Annotated in this window: 17 protein-coding genes, 1 pseudogene and 1 other annotated feature; of the genes and pseudogenes, 3 read left to right on the forward strand and 15 right to left on the reverse strand. The window is 33.7% G+C overall.

Features of this window, described 5'->3' with window-relative positions; all coding sequences use genetic code 11:
- Positions 1–79: 79 nt before the first annotated feature.
- Both D1606_RS05155 and D1606_RS05160 read right to left on the reverse strand, forming a co-directional pair.
- Positions 80–1,429, reverse strand: a complete 1,350-nt coding sequence (locus D1606_RS05155) for a sodium-dependent transporter (protein WP_119414953.1) — start codon at positions 1,427–1,429, stop codon at positions 80–82.
- Between the two features lie 295 nt (positions 1,430–1,724).
- Positions 1,725–2,498: an alpha/beta hydrolase gene (locus tag D1606_RS05160; RefSeq protein ID WP_119414954.1), complete on the reverse strand. Its 774-nt coding sequence runs from the start codon at positions 2,496–2,498 to the stop codon at positions 1,725–1,727.
- A 669-nt stretch (positions 2,499–3,167) separates the two neighbouring features.
- Between D1606_RS05160 and D1606_RS05165 the strand changes: the two genes are divergently transcribed.
- Positions 3,168–3,962 (forward strand): enoyl-CoA hydratase/isomerase family protein, encoded by a 795-nt coding sequence (locus D1606_RS05165; RefSeq protein WP_119414955.1) that lies wholly within the window; start codon positions 3,168–3,170, stop codon positions 3,960–3,962.
- A 102-nt stretch (positions 3,963–4,064) separates the two neighbouring features.
- On the opposite strand, the gene D1606_RS05170 is transcribed toward D1606_RS05165, so the two are convergent.
- Positions 4,065–4,871, reverse strand: coding sequence for a P-loop NTPase family protein (locus tag D1606_RS05170; protein WP_119414956.1), 807 nt, complete (start codon positions 4,869–4,871; stop codon positions 4,065–4,067).
- Between the two features lie 281 nt (positions 4,872–5,152).
- Here D1606_RS05170 and D1606_RS05175 point away from each other — a divergent pair, with 281 nt between their 5' ends.
- Positions 5,153–6,283 carry a hypothetical protein gene (locus D1606_RS05175; protein WP_119414957.1) on the forward strand — a complete coding sequence of 377 codons (1,131 nt, stop codon included), beginning with the start codon at positions 5,153–5,155 and terminating at the stop codon, positions 6,281–6,283.
- Positions 6,284–6,424: 141 nt separating this feature from the next.
- On the opposite strand, the gene D1606_RS05180 is transcribed toward D1606_RS05175, so the two are convergent.
- From D1606_RS05180 to D1606_RS05190, 3 genes are all read right to left on the reverse strand, one after another.
- The gene (locus D1606_RS05180) at positions 6,425–8,107 is read right to left on the reverse strand and encodes a methyl-accepting chemotaxis protein (RefSeq protein ID WP_119414958.1); all 1,683 of its coding nucleotides are present in this window, start codon (positions 8,105–8,107) and stop codon (positions 6,425–6,427) included.
- Positions 8,108–8,396: 289 nt separating this feature from the next.
- Positions 8,397–8,633 carry a hypothetical protein gene (locus tag D1606_RS05185; RefSeq protein ID WP_119414959.1) on the reverse strand — a complete coding sequence of 79 codons (237 nt, stop codon included), beginning with the start codon at positions 8,631–8,633 and terminating at the stop codon, positions 8,397–8,399.
- Positions 8,630–9,001: a hypothetical protein gene (locus tag D1606_RS05190; RefSeq protein WP_119414960.1), complete on the reverse strand. Its 372-nt coding sequence runs from the start codon at positions 8,999–9,001 to the stop codon at positions 8,630–8,632. The genes D1606_RS05185 and D1606_RS05190 overlap by 4 nt, the downstream gene beginning before the upstream one ends.
- A 367-nt stretch (positions 9,002–9,368) precedes the next feature.
- Here D1606_RS05190 and D1606_RS05195 point away from each other — a divergent pair, with 367 nt between their 5' ends.
- The gene (locus D1606_RS05195; protein ID WP_119414961.1) at positions 9,369–10,964 is read left to right on the forward strand and encodes an FMN-binding glutamate synthase family protein; all 1,596 of its coding nucleotides are present in this window, start codon (positions 9,369–9,371) and stop codon (positions 10,962–10,964) included.
- A 68-nt stretch (positions 10,965–11,032) separates the two neighbouring features.
- Here the strand turns inward: D1606_RS05195 and D1606_RS05200 are convergent, their stop codons facing one another.
- The 9 genes and pseudogenes from D1606_RS05200 to cdaS all read right to left on the reverse strand — a co-directional run bounded on the left by D1606_RS05200 (position 11,033) and on the right by cdaS (position 19,395).
- Positions 11,033–12,217, reverse strand: a complete 1,185-nt coding sequence (locus D1606_RS05200) for an NAD(P)/FAD-dependent oxidoreductase (RefSeq protein WP_119414962.1) — start codon at positions 12,215–12,217, stop codon at positions 11,033–11,035.
- A 34-nt stretch (positions 12,218–12,251) separates the two neighbouring features.
- Entirely contained in the window at positions 12,252–12,683 is a 432-nt protein-coding gene (locus D1606_RS05205) for a helical membrane plugin domain-containing protein (protein WP_119414963.1), read from the reverse strand.
- 684 nt (positions 12,684–13,367) lie between these two features.
- Complete coding sequence (locus D1606_RS05210; RefSeq protein WP_119414964.1) at positions 13,368–13,892, reverse strand: tubby C-terminal domain-like protein; 525 nt, start codon at positions 13,890–13,892, stop codon at positions 13,368–13,370.
- Between the two features lie 541 nt (positions 13,893–14,433).
- Positions 14,434–14,880 carry an SRPBCC family protein gene (locus D1606_RS05215; protein ID WP_119414965.1) on the reverse strand — a complete coding sequence of 149 codons (447 nt, stop codon included), beginning with the start codon at positions 14,878–14,880 and terminating at the stop codon, positions 14,434–14,436.
- A 94-nt stretch (positions 14,881–14,974) separates the two neighbouring features.
- Complete coding sequence (locus tag D1606_RS05220) at positions 14,975–16,222, reverse strand: glutamate-5-semialdehyde dehydrogenase (protein WP_119414966.1); 1,248 nt, start codon at positions 16,220–16,222, stop codon at positions 14,975–14,977.
- A gap of 12 nt (positions 16,223–16,234) precedes the next feature.
- Positions 16,235–17,323 (reverse strand): glutamate 5-kinase, encoded by a 1,089-nt coding sequence (proB, locus tag D1606_RS05225; protein ID WP_119414967.1) that lies wholly within the window; start codon positions 17,321–17,323, stop codon positions 16,235–16,237.
- A 40-nt stretch (positions 17,324–17,363) separates the two neighbouring features.
- Positions 17,364–17,577: a binding site (T-box leader), on the reverse strand.
- 57 nt (positions 17,578–17,634) lie between these two features.
- A pseudogene (locus tag D1606_RS05230) lies at positions 17,635–17,994 on the reverse strand (ABC transporter permease); the annotation flags it as partial.
- Between the two features lie 92 nt (positions 17,995–18,086).
- Positions 18,087–18,266: a hypothetical protein gene (locus D1606_RS05235; protein WP_119414969.1), complete on the reverse strand. Its 180-nt coding sequence runs from the start codon at positions 18,264–18,266 to the stop codon at positions 18,087–18,089.
- 517 nt (positions 18,267–18,783) lie between these two features.
- Positions 18,784–19,395 carry a sporulation-specific diadenylate cyclase CdaS gene (cdaS, locus tag D1606_RS05240; RefSeq protein WP_119414970.1) on the reverse strand — a complete coding sequence of 204 codons (612 nt, stop codon included), beginning with the start codon at positions 19,393–19,395 and terminating at the stop codon, positions 18,784–18,786.
- Positions 19,396–19,545 lie beyond the last annotated feature (150 nt).

Below are 19,545 nucleotides of genomic sequence, written 5' to 3' on the forward strand. Positions count from 1 at the left end.
AGTTCTTGCACCTAATGCTAAAATCCATTTAAAAAGGCCTATAGGTCAAATTGATCCTACAAGCCCTGTTATTGTTATGTTAACTGTTAAATTGAGATGCTGTATATATTAATACCACAGCGATAACTATTGGTACGACAATAAGCATCAACAATCTCCATATTTTATAATACAATCCTGAAAGATTGCTTCCTTGTAGAAACTCATTTTTCACTAAATTTTTATCCACCTTATGGATGATAAAAATAGCGATTAATAAATTCCCCAATGGTAACAGAATATTACTTACTAAATAATCTGTCGCATCAAAAATACTCTTTCCGAATATCGTCATATCACTCAAAGAACTTGAAGATAATGCTGCTGGAATTGATGCAAGAAAAACAATTACACCAATACTCCATGCGATTTTCCGTCTAGCATTTGGCCATTTTTCTACCAATGCCGCTACAATAATTTCATATAAACTAAAAGATGAAGTTAATGTTGCGAAAAGGAAAAGCAATAAAAAGATTGCAAAGAATAACTCACCGAACGGTAACTTTCCAAATACAGCAGGTAAAATCATAAACAATAATGGTGGTCCTGCTTCCGGTTTAAAGTCAAACGCAAAAACTGCTGGGAATATAGCTAATCCTGCAAGTAATGATACGAAAATATTCATAATCACAACAGAACCCGCTGAATACGGTAAACTTTCATCTTTTTTTAAATAAGAACTATACGTAACCATACAAGAAAAACCAACAGCTAATGCAAAGAACGATTGTCCTAATGCATATAAAATGGATTCACCTGTAATTTTAGAAAAGTCTGGTGACAAGAAAAATTTAACACCTTCCATTGCCCCATCTAACGTTAAGGAACGAACTACTAAAATGATAAAGAAGATAAATAATAGTGGCATCATTACTTTATTTGCTTTTTCGATACCATTTTGAACACCTAAACTAATAACTAATACGTTGAAAAGTGTAAAGAATAACAATCCTACAATTGTAATCCATGGATTTCCTGTAACCATTCCAAACAATTCAGCTGGATCATGTCCTGATTGAATAACATTCCCCAGTAATGCCTTACCAGTATAAACAGAGATCCAACCACCTACAACGCTATAAAATGATAGTAATAAAAAACAACCTATAACACCTAATTTACCGATCCATGTCCATAACGATTTCGGCGCTAAGGCTTTATATGCACTAACAGCTTCCCGATTCGTACCACGGCCTATGATAAATTCCGAGATTAACATCGGTAAACCGATTAATATCGTAAAACATACAAATAATAAGAAAAACGCACCGCCACCACTTTGCCCTGTTACATAAGGCAATTTCCAGATGGCTCCTAGTCCAATCGCTGCTCCCGCGGACGACAAAATAAAACCTAATTTTGTTGACCACTGATTATTATTCTTGTTCAAAAAAAATTCCTCCGATTCTCTACTCAGCTCATCTCATCAATTCCAAACGATTGAAGAGTTCTTTTACGATATATATTTTAACATGAATTTATACTTATTTTGCATAAAAATTTAAGTCATTTAATAGGATTTAGAGTAGATCAAATGAGTTAGTTAATTAATAGGTTTAATTTTCATTTAACTTGAATAATCTAAAAAAACTCGTTATGAATATTCATAACGAGCGATTTTAGAAAAATCTTGGAAAACCATAATTTTATGGATTGAATACCTATTCTTTTAAATAAATCAAATTTTATGCATGGAGTTTATTTTTTTTTACATTTTCAGACCAATCTAACTCATCTAAGAAATGTAATGTATCTGCAAATACTTTTTCACGTTCTTTGCCAAGAGTAATAATGTGGCCAGAATTATGATACCAAATAAGCTCTTTGGCGTCTGTTTCAACAGTTTCATATATATATGGAGCACTTTCTCGATAGATAGAATCATCGAGTTCTCCTTGTAAAACAAGTGTTGGTGCATGAATTTCTTCGATTTCTTCAGAAGTATGTTGTATCATTTTTTGAACTTCTACAATTGCTTCACGTGGTAATTCTTTTAATGCTTCTAATTCTTCAGCAATTTGTTGTTCATCTTTTCCTTCAAACTGTTTATAGACTTTAGCATAATTATATAAACGTTCGAATAATCCTTCTTTTGTTCTTCTTTTAATAGGTGCGCACATCGCGACAACCCCTTTTACAGGGAACTCTGCACCTACTTTTAATGTAAAAACACCACCTAATGAAATTCCAACTACCGCTATTTCTTCATAACCTAAATCTTTTAAATGATGGTATCCTCTAGTAACATCTTCCCACCAATATTTTGCACCATATTTTAATATTTCTTCTGGACTTACACCATGTCCACGGTACATTGGCGCATGGCATGTATAACCTTGCTTATTTAAATATTGCCCTAATTTCTTGACGTCTTTTGTACTGCCTGTAAAACCATGTAGTAGTAAAATAGCTCGGTGATCTCCCTCTAATGTAAAAGGTTGCGGTGGTAATAGCTTCATTTTTTGAACTCCTTTTTATTTTGAGTACCCAATTTAGCATTTCCCTCTAGATAGATAATATAATTTGTCAAATAAAAAATTCAGAAATTTGAAATTTTATTTGCAGGTGCTCAATTTTTGTTCACATTTTATATTACATACAGACTAACACCTTTTACTTATAATGTACACTATATTATCTAATAAACTATTATGCATTTTTGTAATGATTATAATGACTAAAACGTTGTTATACTGGGCTTTTAGAAATTTTGGACTAAAACCCATTTTTTATTTTTAAAAGTAAATGATTTCAATTTCGTATCGTTAGTTTGTGATTATTCATATTAATAATGAGTCATTTTTCATAAGATTATTCACATTAAAAAATACGAATAATTTTTGAATTGTACGAGTAAATAATTCGTTATATCATTGCACTTATTTTAAGCATGCTGCTTCTACAAGGCTTATATACAAATAGATAGGAGCATTTCAATAATATAGTAGAAATATTAAAAGGATTTCTAATGTTCATATTTTTGATTATCCCTTGTCAATAGTTTCATGATTCTAACATACTTCTACGTAAACTATATCTGAATATTTTATTTTTAAAGTCAATAATTTTCACTATAACAGCACTTTCTGTTATATAATAGGTATAAGTAATTATATAGGAGGATACGCATGAAAGTTTTAACAACAAGATTAGTAAAAGAAGAAGCGAAAATTGTTTATCAAGAAACTGCTGGCTTAGCGATTATAACTATTCGACGTCCTCAAGCTAAAAATGCATTAACGGCAAAAATGTGGGATGAATTACGAAGAATCGCTTTAAAGGCATTAGAAAATCCCAAAAATAAAGTGTTAATCATCAGAGGATATGGACAACAATTTACTGCCGGTTCTGATATTAAAGAATTTAACTCGATTTCTTTAGAGAAAGCTGAAGAAGCATTTGTTCATATGGAAAAAACGATTTCTACGATTGAACGATTACCACTTCCAACAATCGCAGTGATCAATGGACCTGCAATGGGAGCTGGCCTTGAATTAGCACTTGCTTGTGATATTCGCATCGGTTCTGATAAAGCAAAACTAGGGATACCTGTTGGAAAATTAGGCATTACTTTAAACAATAAGTTTGCTGCACGTTTAGTCAATCTTATTGGTCCAAGTATGACAAAGGATTTAGTATTTACAGGAAAGACATTGAAAACAGAAGAAGCATATCGCGTTGGTATGTTGAATTATGTTACTTTAGAAAAGGACTTGGATCGTTATGCAATTAGACTTGGTAAATTAGTGGCTTCGATGTCCCCTGCTTCTGTTTTAGCAGTGAAAAAGTCCGTTCAAGAATGTATTGATTCTGCACCTGTACTTTGGAAAAAATCTACACCGTTTGTAGATGGAAATGATTTTCCTGAAGGCGTTCGTGCTTTTGTTGAAAAAAGAACACCACAATTTAAACGATTGTCTTAAATTCAATTCGCATATTTATAAAATCATCATTCTTCTATGCTAAAAAAAGAACCGGCAAAGAGTATAGTTCACACCTTTTACTCTTTATGTCGGTTCTTTATTTTATCCATAATGGACTGAAATAATGGTTAAGTTAATGGTTTGTAGTTCTAATTCAAACGCCTGATCAAAGGCTTGAAACACTTTTTGTTGCAATTCTTTCAATTGAAGCGCTCGATTTAAATGTATAGGGCCTTGTAGAGCTATGCTAATGGATGTAGTGGGTACAGGTAATAATTCAAACTGTACTTTTAAAACTTTATGAACGATTTCTTCCATTTCACAAGACTCTTGTATAGCTCGTACAAAAGTTTCTTTATCTACATGACCGGTGGCTTGATGAAAGTCTGGTTGAACAATAGTCGTTTCACCAATTTTGACTCGTTTTTGCGAAAAGATTTCAAAACCCCTTTGAATAATTCGTTTTACTAGGTTTTGTTCAACCTCTATAACGGGTATAGGCATAATATGCTTACCTTCCGTTTTACGAATAAACTTTGCTAATTTCATCTCGCCAGTAGATTTTAAATCTTCAATATGATAATAATGCTGGATTTCCCCAAAAGCCAATCTCTGTGCAATTTTATGAGTCATTCTATCAGATGTACCTAATAGTAAAAGTTTATCAAGTTGCTCGTTTTTAATAGCATCTTGTACCTCTTTCAGATGATCATCATCTGAAAAAATAGCCCTCTTCACTGCTCTAAGTGAACTTTTTTCAAATTTAGCTGATATACCTGCTATCTTCTTACCATTTACGATAAAAAGTCCATCATCAATAATGCCAGCTATGTCATGATCATGCGCAAACGACAACGCAGCTGTACTCTTTCCTGTTCCACTTGGACCACTTAACGAGTATATTTCCAAGGTGTAATCACCTACCCTTATGTATGTAAAAAATTTCTGATTAAAATCACTGTCTTTCTATCAGTCTATACGGTTCTTATTTTTGTTGCAAATTATAGTGTTTTAAAGTTCTCATTCTCAACATAGCTCAACTCATACCTCAACAACCTATCATCAAAAATGAATGGGTAATAATTACAGAAAAAGTAGAGATTATTAAATTTAAGTATATAATTTATATATAGGTTTGTTAGATACATAATAGATAAATCTACAGGAAAAGAACTTAGGAGGTTTCACAAATGAATAGTAAAAATTTGCGTAAAGGTTTAGCTCTTATCTTAATACCTGTAGCATCAGGGGCGATACTCTTGTCAGGTTGTACTCAAGAAGAAACAAAAACAAATAAAACAGCAGAGGTATCAAAAACAGAAAGCAAAATCAACATTTTCAATAAAGAGTCTTTTGACTCCGTTGAAGATATGAGAGAAGCATTTAAACTAGTAAACTTTAAATATGCTTCTGATCCTATTACATTCATCTTGAAAGAGTCGATCGCTTTGAATTGGGGTACGGAACCTACTGACGCAGAAATTAAAGCTTTTGCAAAGATATTAGAAAAAACGGAAGGTACTCAAGATTTATCTGATAAAGACATCTATGCATCCGTGAAAAAGCTACTTCAATTAAAATCTGGTACTGTACCATTCTTTAAAGAATATTACGGAGAGAAGTTTGACAACGTTAAAGTCAATAAGACCAATATCTATGGTTTAACGCTAAGTGGAAGTGAGGATGTTTTAAACGAAAAGACAGCACATAAAGCGAGTCAATTGTTACTAATGAAAGGCAAAACACTTGAGGAAAACATAAAAGCAGTTAAAAAGAGTCCATATGCAGATGATATCAATGTTGAGGAATACAATGCTATTACGATGAATGTAGCTTATTTAGAGTCAATTGAGCGTTTTCCTGAAGATTTAGATGCACTTTTAGATATGAAAGGGATAGGAGATATGTTTTTTCTAACTGAACCTCAAGATGAAGATGAAAATTATGTTCCGAATAACTTAGCATTTTTAATGACACATCAAACAACTCTTGATGATTCTTATTTAGATTTATTAAAAATTGCAACATTAATAAATAATGATATAGAACAACAAGGATTCCAAACTTTCTATAAGAACTTGATTGAACATCTTATAGATAATGGCGTAACAGTCGATAAAGAAACGAAAAAAATGATAGATAAAACGATAACTTTACTAGCCGATGGATATAAAGCAAAAGAAGGAGAAAGTGAACTAACTGAAGAGCTAAAATATGTCTCTGAATACGATTTTAATCAGTTACTAACTTTGTATTACACAACTGAAGATGCCTATACTCAAATAAGCGACCTACCAGTCTACAAAGAAAAAATCCAATAGTAGTGGTATCAAAATAAGGATATCTTATTAGACATAAAAGTATTTTAGTAACTCCCCCTATGAAAACTAAAAAAAAAACCGAAACGCTGTTATACCAACGTTTCGGTTATTTTCGTTATTTCAATTTAAAGCAGTCTTTATTTATACTTTGAATTGTTGCGTAAGTTCTTGTAAATCGACTGCTTTCTTACTTATTTCTTGAACAACACTAGACATTTCTTGTAGAGTTGCATTTTGTTCTTCGATTGATCCAGATATAGCATTTGTAGATTCAGCTGATTGAACAGATTGGTTAGATATATCCTCAACAGATGCTGTAACTTCTTCTGATGCTGCTGACAGTTGTACAGAAGTTGAAGTCACTTCTTCTAAACGATTTGTCATTTTATCCACTGAATCATAGATATGACCAAACGCATCTGTTGCATTTGTGATAATATAAACGCCTTCTTGAACATTCGTTAAGTTACTTGATACCGATTTTGCAACAATTTCTGTATCTTCTTGAATAGTACTAATCAGTTTGACAATTTGTTCTGCTGAATTTTTTGATCCTTCAGCTAATTTTCGTACTTCATCCGCAACGACAGCAAATCCTTTACCGTGCTCTCCTGCTCTTGCGGCTTCAATGGCTGCATTTAATGCCAAAAGATTCGTTTGTTCCGAAATATCTGTGATTGCTTTTGTCATTTTTTGAATTTCACTAGCTTGATTTTTTAACCGTGTGATTAATTCATTTGTTTGATTTGTTGTATCCGAAATAACTTGAATTTGTTCTTTAGCAACATTTAAAATTTTACCGCCATTTTCAGCAAGTTCAGAAGCTTGCTTTGCTTCTTGGAAAATAGATTGTGAACTTTCAGCTATCAATTGAACACCAGCAGAAGTTTCATGCATAGCTTTCGCTGCATCTTGAGCAATCTCTGCAGAATCCGTTGCTCCTTTAGAAGTTAGTTCAACACTATTTGATACTTCATCTGCAGCGTTTGAGATTTCTTCAGTAGAAGCTGACAATTCTTCGATTGAAGCTGATAATTGTTGTGAACTTTCCCCTATGCGATTAATAATCGTTTGTAAGTTCTTTTTCATTTCATTAAATGATGTTGCTAATGTGCCCAACTCATCTTTTGACTTAATATGAATATCTGGATGCGTTAAATCTCCGGATGCAATTTGTTTCGCACTTTCTACAACTTTCAATAATGGTTTTACAACAATTCTTTTAACACGTTTAATAAATAGAAGTGCCGTTAACATTCCGAAAATAGAAATGATAAACGAAATAACATTTGCAACTAATACATCATGACTAGCATCTGCTTTGGCAGCATCCAATTCTTTTTGTTGGAATTTTTCAATTGCATTAATGTTAATCATTAAGCTTTGATAAGCTGATTCAGCATTATTTAATTCTAGTATTGCATCTTCATCATTTCCCGAATTTTTATATTCTATTATTTTATCTACTGTTTCATTATAACTTGCCATTGTTGCACTCATTGATTTTGTATAATCTTTTAGGGTTTTTGAATTTTCACTTTTTTGAAGTTGATCAATGAGTTTTGTAATTTTATCTTGATAACCAACTAGTTTTTGAGAATTCGATGCACTATTCTCGATGATAAATCCTCTTAAATACAAACCTTCACTTGAGAGATTCGCTTTAATCTCACTAACATCTTTAATACTTTGTACATTTTCATTTATAACCCCGTTAAATGATTCTAAAACACTACTCATTCGATTATAGTTGACACATTCTAGAATCATTATGTACACAAATAATATGATAAAACCCATACTAATTTTCTTTTGCACAGACATAATTGAATACCCTCTCCCCAATATAGATTAAAAAATCAAAAAATTCCTTCGAGTTATAATATTAGAAAAATATTTCGGGAATCTAATGACACACTTCTATAATAGCATTATTATACCAGAAAATGTAATGAGATTATATTACTAAATAACTTGTTATTATCGATTATTTTCCATTAATAGACGAAACTACCTAGTATAATTGATATATACTAGGTAGTCACTGTTTTAATTTTTTGATATTTTATAAAAATTATCTTTCATCTACTTGAAATTCCATTTTTTAACTTTCTCAAGAAAAATAACCCTCAATATATTTCTTTTCAAGATATAACTTTACATAGCGAATACTTTCTTTAGAAAGATTACTTGTCCCTTCTCGGATTAAATCTCCATAAGGCACCCCATCGACCATGCGTATTACCCCTTCAAAAGGAATATTATTTTCTGCATCAAAACCTTGTATTTTGATAAAACAAGTAATTGTTCCATGAAATGAATAATCTACAATTATCACTTGATGGCTCATGCCTTTTGCCCATCCTTTTGTTGTTTTACTATTCGTTTTCGATAAGAATTAAGTTGCCATATCGTCAATAAAACAGCAATCCATAAAAAAGGCTCATTTGCATTAAAGCCTACTGAAGATACACCACCAAATAGTGGTAAAACTAAGATTAAGGCGACTAAGTATGTCATGACGACTACTTCTATATAAAAATGCACCATTTTACCATTACTAGCTGGTGAGAAAACACTAAACATTAACAGTCCAATGCCTACTACAATCCAAACCCAATTCGGCAGGAACCCCCAAATTTCCCACACTTTAAAGAAATCAAAACACATTAATAAAGTGGCACCTAAAATCCCACTCAATAACTTGATAGCATTCAATCCATAACACTCCTTTGCTATAAGTTTAGCATAGGAGCACTTATCGTACATTAGTTATAGTTACTTTTATTTCTAAATATGGTGTGCCTATTTTGACATACATAACTTCTTTAAATATAGAGCATGAATCAAATTCTTCCTACTGTATAAACAATCTAATATTCGACAACATTAGAGATATCACTACAGAAGACGATCACTATAGTAGAGCTTCCATCTGAGGGTTTGTAAGCTTTGTCATTGAAGTATTTTTCCCTACTGATGTTTTTGTTTCACTAGTGAGACCTTTACAGGCAGTGATTCGCAACGCTGGGTGCTCTTACTGCCACTGCCAGTTAATGCAAGATAAAAGGAGGATTTTCATAGCATGAATATTGCAGATCGTCTAATTATAATTGGATTTGCATGTATTGTAATTGTTATATTAGCAATTATATTTCTTATTTTGTACACACTTATATTTGATCGCAATCAAAAAAGACATGCGATTTTAAGAAATTATCCAATGCTAGGTCGGATTCGTTATTTTTTTGAAAAGATTGGTCCAGAAATGCGGCAGTATTGGTTTAATGGAGATTTAGAAGGAAAACCTTTTTCTAGAGTAGACTATGAGCATATCGTAAAAGGTGCAAAATATATGCGAGAAGTAGTCGCTTTTGGTTCGAAACGTGATTATGAAGAAGAAGGATTCTATGTTCGTAATGCTATGTTTCCGAAGTTATCAGAAGAACTGAAATACGATCCAGATGTTAGCGTTAAAACGAAAAGATATTTACTCTTAAAAGACCCCCTATTTACTCAAAGAGATGAGAAATGGTCAGTAGAAGAAACATCTGCTTATTTGTTGCATGATGATGATGCTATTACAATTGGACCAAATACTGAACATCCATTTGTCGTCAAAAGCCTTGTCGGTATGTCCGCAATGAGTTACGGTTCTCTCGGGGATCGGGCTGTGACTACATTATCAGAAGGACTAGCTTTAGCAAAAGGGACTTGGATGAATACTGGTGAAGGTGGATTATCTCCCTATCATTTAAAAGGTGGGGTGGATATCATTATGCAAATTGGCCCTGGCTTATTCGGCATTCGTGACAAAGATGGTGATGTCGATTGGGAAGAGCTAAAAAGGAAAAGCGAGATCCCACAAGTCAAAGCATTTGAAATAAAACTCGCTCAAGGTGCAAAAACCCGCGGTGGACATATTGACGGTGAAAAAGTTTCACCTGAAATTGCGGAAATAAGAAAAGTAGAGCCTTATAAATCCGTAGACAGTCCAAATCGTTTCCACCAATTTCATGATGTTAAAAGCATGGTATTATTTATCGAAAAGATTCGAAAAGTTACTGGCAAACCAGTTGGTATGAAGCTTGTTGTAGGTGGAAATGACAGCATTAAAGAATTAGCGAAGTACATGAAGGAATCTGGAAAAGGTCCTGATTTTATAACAGTTGATGGTGGTGAAGGTGGTACAGGTGCTTCCTATCAAGAACTAATCGATAGTGTTGGATTACCGATTAAGTCTGCTTTGCCTATTCTCCATACCACTTTAACGAAATATGGCGTTAGAGATCGCGTAAAGATTATTGCTTCCGGTAAATTATTTACACCAGACCGAATCGCTATTGCCATTGCAATGGGTGCAGATCTCGTCAATGTAGCAAGAGGCTTCATGATTACTATCGGATGTATTCAAGCGATGAAATGTAATTCTAATGCATGTCCAGTTGGTGTTACTACTACTGATCCTGACTTACAAAAAGCCCTTGTCATTGATGAAAAGAAATATAGAGTTGTCAATTACTTAATAACACTTCGAAAAGGCCTATTCCGATTAGGAGCTGCTGCTGGCTTGGATTCCCCCGTTCACTTCAAGCCTGAACATATCATGTTCAAGGATGATAGGGGTGTTATTATATCTTTAGATACGATTTTGAAGGATATTCAACGACAAATTAGTTAGGGAATGATGGATTAACTCTAAAAAAAAACCGATTTCCTAATGGAAATCGGTTTTTGATATGTTGCGGCTTAGTATGCTAAACCGTATAATGCTTTGATGTGTGATAAGTAACGGATGTTACTTGCTTCTTTCATCAATGATGCTGGTAAACCTTTAAGTTCAGTGTTATTTGCACCTACTGTTGCGACACCGTCTTTACGTCCTAGTGAAGCTAGAGTACCAGAGTTTACTGCACTAAATACTTTCATAGGTTGACCTTTAAGTTGAGCGAATAGGTTATAACCTGCAGTTTCACCCATTTGCCATGCAACTTGAGCTGTTGGTGCATATAATGGACGAGCACCTTCTTCAGGAATTAATACTGAAGAATCCCCAACTACAAATACGTCAGCGTGAGATGTAGATTGTAAGTATTCGTTGATTGTAGCTTTACCACGGTTTACTTCTAAACCAGATTCAGCAACTACAGGAAGTGCAGCGACGCCACCAGTCCAAACAAATGTATTTGCTTCGATTACTTGGCCGTCTTTAAGAGAGATTTTGTTACCATCTACAGCTGTTACAGGTAGACCTGTTAAGAATTCTACACCACGTTTTGAAAGTGATTCAGTTGCACGTTCGATAAGTGTATCTGGTAGAACTGGTAGAATTTTTGGACCAGCTTCTACTAATTTAACGTTAAATTCGTTGAAATCTACGCCGTATTTTGCTGCAACTTTTGGCATGTTGTCGATGATTTCACCAACAAGTTCAATACCTGTTAAACCGCCACCGCCGATTACAATTGTACCGTCTACAGGGTCTTTTGTTTCAGCATATGCTTTAATTTTTGACTCAATATGTGCATTGATATGATTAGCATCGTTAACAGATTTAAGTACCATACTGTTTTCTTCTAGTCCTGGGATACCAAAGTATCCAGTTTGGCTTCCTAGAGCTACTACAAGGACATCATAAGATAGAGATGATCCATCATCTAATTTAACAAATTTGTTATCTGGTGAGATTTCTGTAACTTTTGCAATTTTAAGATCAATTTCTTTCCCTTTGAAGATTTTTTCTAGAGGGAATGCTACAGCTTGTTCTTTAATAGTTCCACCAGCTAAACGGTGTAACTCAGTAATAATTTGGTGAGTTGGGAATTGGTTGACAACAGTAACTTCTGCATCTTCTTTTGTTGCATACTTGCGGAAAGTTAAAGCAGTTAATACACCACCGTAACCAGCGCCTAAAATGATGATTTTTTTTGACATAGTTAAGCCTCCATAATCAGTAATGATGTAATGACTATTTTAAATTTTTATGTTCTTCGTTCACTTGAAGAAAAGCATTCGCAAAACGGAATAATTGTTGTACTTGTGGTTCTTTTAGTAATCGAAGCATACCAAACAGACCAATTGTTTCAGTACTTTCTTCAGCGCGATCTTTTGCTTCAATTGCAGTAGCAGCTAAGTTTTTAGCTGAATTTACAACTGGAGTTGCAATTTCTCCTACAGCACCGACGATATCATTTTTTAACACTTCATCAGTTGATAATGATTGTGCTAAATCATAAATTTTAGTTAAAGTTGTCATCATTTCAGTTAACTTAGGTAGTTCGTTAACTAGAGCTGTAATAGATTCTTGTACCTCAGGTTTTAATAATTGATCCAATACATCAAGTTTTTCTTGGCTTACAGCTGGTTTTTCAGCTTGTAATTGATTAGTCACTTCTGACATATCCAATTCTCCTTTGCAATAACTTTTTACTTACTTCTTTTCAAATACACATAATCACAAGAAGCGATCTTTAACCGTCATCAGAAATACAATAGTTTGAAATTTTAATCTTGTTAGACTAAATTTATACGATATTGCACTTTTTTATAGTGTTTTTCGACAAAACCATTGCCCCTTCGACGATAAAACTTTTACTTCTATCCTATAATCAGTGGGTTAAAAACACTTTTATAGTCTACAAATGAATAATACACCTTTCTTTTGAGAGAATCCATTGTTTCTTGTGAAAAAATACACAAACATCTGAATAGATTAGTTTTCAAACATAGTCATTCGAATATTTGTTCGATTCCGTCAGTGATCACATTAAAATAAACTATAAATTTTCAATAAATATCATATCAAAAAAATAAATTATTTAATAGTATTTATGTGGAAAATGATTTACTAGACTTAAAGATTCTGAAGTAATTCTTCAATCACCGAAAGCCTGTAAATACTAGTTTCACCGATTCACTGAGCATATCATTTGCACACCTAATATTTCTGATTCTCTATTGTTATAATTCATTTAAAGGATGCAAATCGAATTATTTTAGCATAATTATCACTAGAATATCTAACAAATATAGTGTTGTCTTTTTCACGATTCTCTATTCTTTAAAATGGATTATTCGAAATATTTTATCCACCAATGTATAAAACGCATTGAGAAATAACAGTATAAAAGGCTGGATTTTGGATTCTCGCTTCTTCACTAATTTGAAGTTCCATTTGAAAAACGTCATCTACTAAAGATGCTTTCCATTTTGCAATCACTCTGTCATCTTCTTCAAAAGTGGACCAATCTTCCATTTCTTTATGTATTTTCATCACAAAGTCATTGTTAGTAATCACTAAATCAGGTATTAAACGTTGCCACCCATCATATCCAATTGTATATTTTTCTTTCGTTTTTTCATCTATAGCTTCGAAGTGGATCTTGCCCTTCCTAGAAATCTTTTTACATGTAAAAAGAGGCTGTTGATCCTTGTCGTATGCTTTATAAGTCAAGAAGTATTTATTTTCTAAAAGACGATCTAATGCTTGTTTCACACGATTACCATAATCTCTTTGACAAGTAAAAAGTGCTTGTTCTTGCTCATTACGAACTGTGAATGCTTGCGTATCGTTGATCGTATTTGGATGTGTATATAAATAGCGTTTCATAAGGAACTCCTATCACTGAAATCTTTTCTATTAAAAACTATATACATTATAGAAGGACAAGTCCATTTTTTTAACAACAAAAGAATATAGAACAAAAAATTTTAGATAATAAAAAATCCGAATCAAAATGTGAAATTCTATTTACAGTTTCACATTTGTTCGGATTTTCTTTTTAAGGGGTTTAACTTTTAATTAATATACCGTTGTAATATTTAGTTTTGTGTTCCGTTCCGGACGGCGCTTTCCGCGGGCTTGGCTTCAATCTCCTCGTCAAAAACCGTGTGCTCCTGCATCGCTTCGCTAGCTTCGTCGCAGGACATTGAATTGGCTTCCTCGAAATTACACCGCACGAAGAAAATGTGAAAACATTTTCGAGGATCGCCATCCTCCACTTCACACATACTATTCTATATGATAATCGTCAATGCAAAATCTTATTCTTTCAAAGAGAGACTCTAAATAAAATCAATTTTATTAAATACAATTGTTCTTATCTAGTAAGGTCTAAATTATTTTGTCCTATCCTCTTATATAATCTCGCTTAAGCGTGAACTAGTTGAATTTTGTTGGCAACACGATTTGTAAGAATGCTTGTTGCTTTTGGAAGAACGGCAGAAAAAATAGGATTTAGAACTGGGCCAGCAAGTCCTCCTGCTTTCACTTCTAAATGACCTGTCATTTCCGTTTTATTTTCATCGATTGCTTTATCTTCAAAATAGCCATTTCCTGAAAATTTGTCAGTTAGACCTGTTAAATTAAAGCTGATTTTGTTTGGTTCTTCCCAGCCTGTAATATCAATTTGTACTTTAACTTCTTTTTTAAGTACACCAACATTTCCTGAAAATGTCCATGTAGATTGTTGATCATTGATAATTTGATGTTCGCGATAACCAGGTACTAAAGTCGCCCATTTTTCCATGTTACTTACGAAATCCCATACTTCTTTTTGTGGTACTTTCACTTCTACCGAATGTGATGCAGTTGCCATTATTATTCACTACTTTCTCTTTAGATTGATGTTCTATTCATTATACTATCATACTATTTTTAAATAGTATTAATAAACAGACTAAATACTCAAATTAATTGCGAATTTGCCCATTACCTGAGATAAAATACTTACTAGAAGTTAGTGCTGGCAATCCCATTGGGCCTCTAGCATGGAGCTTTTGAGTACTAATACCTATTTCAGCCCCATAACCAAATTCAAAACCATCTGTAAAACGAGTGGATGCATTATGATAGACAGCTGCTGCATCTACTGCCGTTTGGAACTTACCAGCATTGTCGTTATTCTCCGTAATGATGGCTTCTGAATGTTTCGTTCCGTATTTATTGATATGATTAATAGCTTCGTCAACATTCTGTACTATTTTCGCACTAAGTGCTAATGCTAGATATTCTGTTCCCCAATCACTTTCTGTTGCTTGTTTAATAGAACGATTTACTTGTTGAATGGTTTCATCACCGTAAATGGTAATTTCGGCATTTAGTAAAGTATCTATTAGCTCTTCTCCATTTTGGGCAAACCAGTTTTTATGGATTAATAGGCTTTCAGCTGCGTTACAAACGGAAGGTCTTTGTGTTTTTGCATTGATGACAATGTCTTTAACCATTTGAAGGTCTGCTGTTTCATCGATAAAGATGTGACAGTTCCCTGCTCCTGTTTCAAGGACAGGTACGGTAGCTCTTGAAACTACTAGATCGATTAAATTCTTTCCTCCTCGAGGGATTAGTACATCGATATATTGTTTTAAATGGAAAAGTTCCTCCGCCGCTTCATGACTCGTATTTTCGATTAATTGAACTGCATTGATTGGTAAATTAGATTCACTTAACGCTTTATGGATAGAGGCTATCAATGCACGATTAGAATGAATGGCAGATGAGCTTCCGCGTAAAATCACCGCATTTCCTGTTTTTAATGCTAAAGTTGCTGCATCAATAGTTACGTTAGGTCGAGCTTCATAAATCATGCCGATGACACCAAGGGGAACGCGTCTTTTTTCGATATGTAAACCATTTTCTTTTTCGATTTCTTCCAACACTTCACCAACAGGATCAGCTAATCCAACGACTAATTGGATACCGTCAATCATTCCTTTGATACGATCTTCTGTCAATAAAATACGATCTAAAACAGAATTTGAAAGACCTTTTCCCCTTCCGAATACTATGTCTTTTTCGTTCTCTTTTATGATAAATTGTTGATCTTTTTGTAGTTGTTTTGCGATTAACTGTAGCGCTTGGTTTTTTTCTTCTGTTGATTTTTGGTTCATTTCAAAACTTGCTTGTTTTGCTAACTGACCTTTTTCAAAGACTTCTGACATGTAGATTCCTCCTTAACTTCGTACCCATCGATCTCGATGTATGACTTCGATTGATGGTCCATCTATTTCACTAGTCTTTTTCCCCATCGAATGTTCTAGTTGTTCTGAGGAATATAGGACTTCGCCTCTTCCGAGTAACCCACTGATTCCATAGACTTCAACAACATCCCCTGTAGAAAATTCGCCATCCATATCAATAACACCTGCTGGTAACAGACTTTTTCCATGTTGTAATAATGCTATTTCAGCGCCTTGATCAATCGTAATTCTTCCAGCAACTGCAGAAAATTTAGAAATCCATTGTTTTTGACTATTGAGAATAGGCAATTCTTCTTTTTCGATATATGTGCCATCTCCATCGCCATTTAAAATGGTCAATAGTTTATCTTCCCCTGTACCTTTACCTATAAAAACTTTAACGCCTAAATCATATGCTGTTTTGGCCGCTAATATTTTCGATTGCATGCCACCTGTACCAACTTTTGAACCCTCAGCAGTCGCAAAGCCTAACTGTTCATCTGTAATTTCGGTTAATCGATTAATACGAATTGCATCTGGATGTTTTTTCGGATTTGCATTATAAAGTCCGTTAATATCCGTTAAAATGATTAATTGATCTGCATGTACTAACCCACTTACTAAAGCTGATAACATGTCATTGTCACCAAATGTTAATTCTTTAATAGAGACTGTGTCATTTTCGTTGATAATTGGTAATACAGAACGTTCAAGCAATTCTGAAAGTGTTGCATATGCGTTTTTGTAACGATCTTTTTTCGAAAAGTCTGTTCTTGTCAATAAAATTTGAGCAGTGACAATGTTATAATCACTCAATTGTTCAGTATAAGATTGGACAAGCAGACTTTGTCCAACAGCTGCTGCAGCTTGCTTACCTTTAAGTGTAACGGGTCTTGAAGAATAACCTAGTTTTCGAAATCCGCAAGCAACTGCCCCTGAAGAAACAAGGATGACTTCGTGTCCTGCTTTTTTCAATTTTGCAATGGCTTTTATATGATCATGAAATTTTACTTGATCAATCTCTCCTTTTGCATTTGTCAGAGAGCTACTTCCTATTTTTACGACGATTCGTTTCTTTTCCATCGTATAATCCTCCTAATAAAAAAACCCTTTCCATCCTTAAAATAAGGACGAAAAGGGAACTCTTCGTGGTACCACCTTAGTTGAATATCTAAATCGATATTCCACTCATTCCTCATAACGCTTGAGACTGCGCCTAGTTTTGCTAGGAGCTATGAAGTAGGTTCTGTATGGTTTTGTTACAATGTCTTTCAGCCGGTGAACACTGCTCTCTATTACAAAAGTGACATACATACTAGTCTTCAATTCGCTTTATATTTACATATAAGGATGCATCAGATTATCTTGAAAGTCAATAAATTTAACTAATTTTCTTAAAGTGTTCGATATTTTTTCAATGACCAAATGTTTAACAGAATAAATATAAATGCAAAAGCTATTAACACAGACAAATCAATCCAAGTATCTTGTAGGTCATACCCTTTATACATAACTCCTGTTATTGCATCCGAAGCATAATACAATGGCATGATTCGTCCAATATTGATCAACCAATCAGCCATTCCATCCATTGGAAATAATCCTGTAAAAAAGATTTGTGGCACAATTACTAATGGTATAAATTGGACCATTTGAAATTCAGAGGATGCAAAACTAGAAAGTAAAATCCCAAGTGACAGTGCTACTAAAGCTACGCATAGGTTGATCAACAGTACATGCCAGATAGAACCTACTAAAGGCTTTTTCGAATAAAAAAAGGACAATCCACTAGAGGGATAGCCCTTTTTAATTCTTATGAATAAATACCCTTAAAGACTTAGTAGTTTTATTGATTGAGTTTTGACGGGTTTTCTTTATTAGTTGGCTTGCCTTTATTTTCGTTATCATTTTTTGCTTTAGCTTGATCATTCTGCCCAATTACATCTAAATCATCTGGACTCAGGTCGTAACCAGCACCATATTCTTCACGGTTTACTTTATTTTTCTTTTTGTTTTTCTTAGCCATAATGCTCACCTCCAAATATAGAATGCCTTCTATTTTCTTTTCTATACTTAGAGGAAATCATTAGAAAATTGGACAAGGGGTAAGTTCTATAAAGAACTTACCCCTTGGATTATTGTTAGCTAATTTATCAAATCTAATTTCAACCCGATCATCCGGGGAATATTACGAGAAAATTTCTTTCTTGCCGCGGTAAAATTCCACTGGAAAGCTTTCTAACTTAAGCAACGTAAACCCTACCTTCTTTTACGTCCTTGTGACCCCAAAGTCACGCCAGTGTGAATAAGTATGATTAAAAACAAATAGTAGAATGCCAATACCTTCTAAACTAGCTAATCAGCATATGTATTATTATCGCATATTCTAAGGGTTTTGTCTAGTAAGATGATTGAGTATACATAGTTCCTTAGTTCATGCTTATTTTAGTTGAGTTGAAATTTTTTTCTGAGTGATGCGAATCTTGGCCTGAGTGATGTACATTCTGCTTGGAGATGCAAATCAATAAAGACCTGCTTCTCCATCAGATTGAAATCGGATAAAGTTCACCTTTCAATGCAAAAGAAACCTTACCAGTTTCTTCAGAAATAACGATGACCATTGCATCACTTTTTTCCGATAAACCAATAGCTGCACGATGTCGTGTTCCTAGTTTTTGATCACCTACAAATAGGTTTGTAAGTGGAAGTACATTTGCTGCTGATTTTATTATATTTTGTTTCACTAATACAGCACCATCATGTAAAGGGTTTCCTGGATAAAAGATTGATTCCAACAAGGAATGTGTTAGTTCCGCGTTTATTGGAATGCCCGGTTGTATAAGTGAAGAGAGTGAGTCTTCCCGTTGGATAACGATTAATCCACCTTGTCTTTTTTTCGATAAATTTTGTGCACATCTAGATATTTCAGTATACTTTTCTGTAAATGGTGCTAAATAGCAGTTTAAATAGAAGGTACCTGCTTTCACTTCAATCTCACTAAATTTATCTTTTACACTTTCAAAATTTCCGAGAAGACAAAATTCATCTCCATTGTCCATTTCTTTTAAACTATTCTGTAGCACCGCAATGACTTGTTGAATATCGTCCCTTAACAATTTTTCCATCGGTGTAAAATCGCAATTACAATTATTCATGAGCAAGCATCTCCTTCAAGGTTTTTTCAACGGCTTTAATATCAGCCAAGAATAGTAAGACAAAAATAAAGGAATAATAATTCTAATCCTGTAGACAACTTTCTGCAATGTATCGACCATTACTAAAAGTTTGGCTTGAATAGAGATTAT

The sequence above is a fragment of the Rummeliibacillus sp. POC4 genome (assembly GCF_003576525.1).
Taxonomy (GTDB): Bacteria; Bacillota; Bacilli; order Bacillales_A; family Planococcaceae; genus Rummeliibacillus.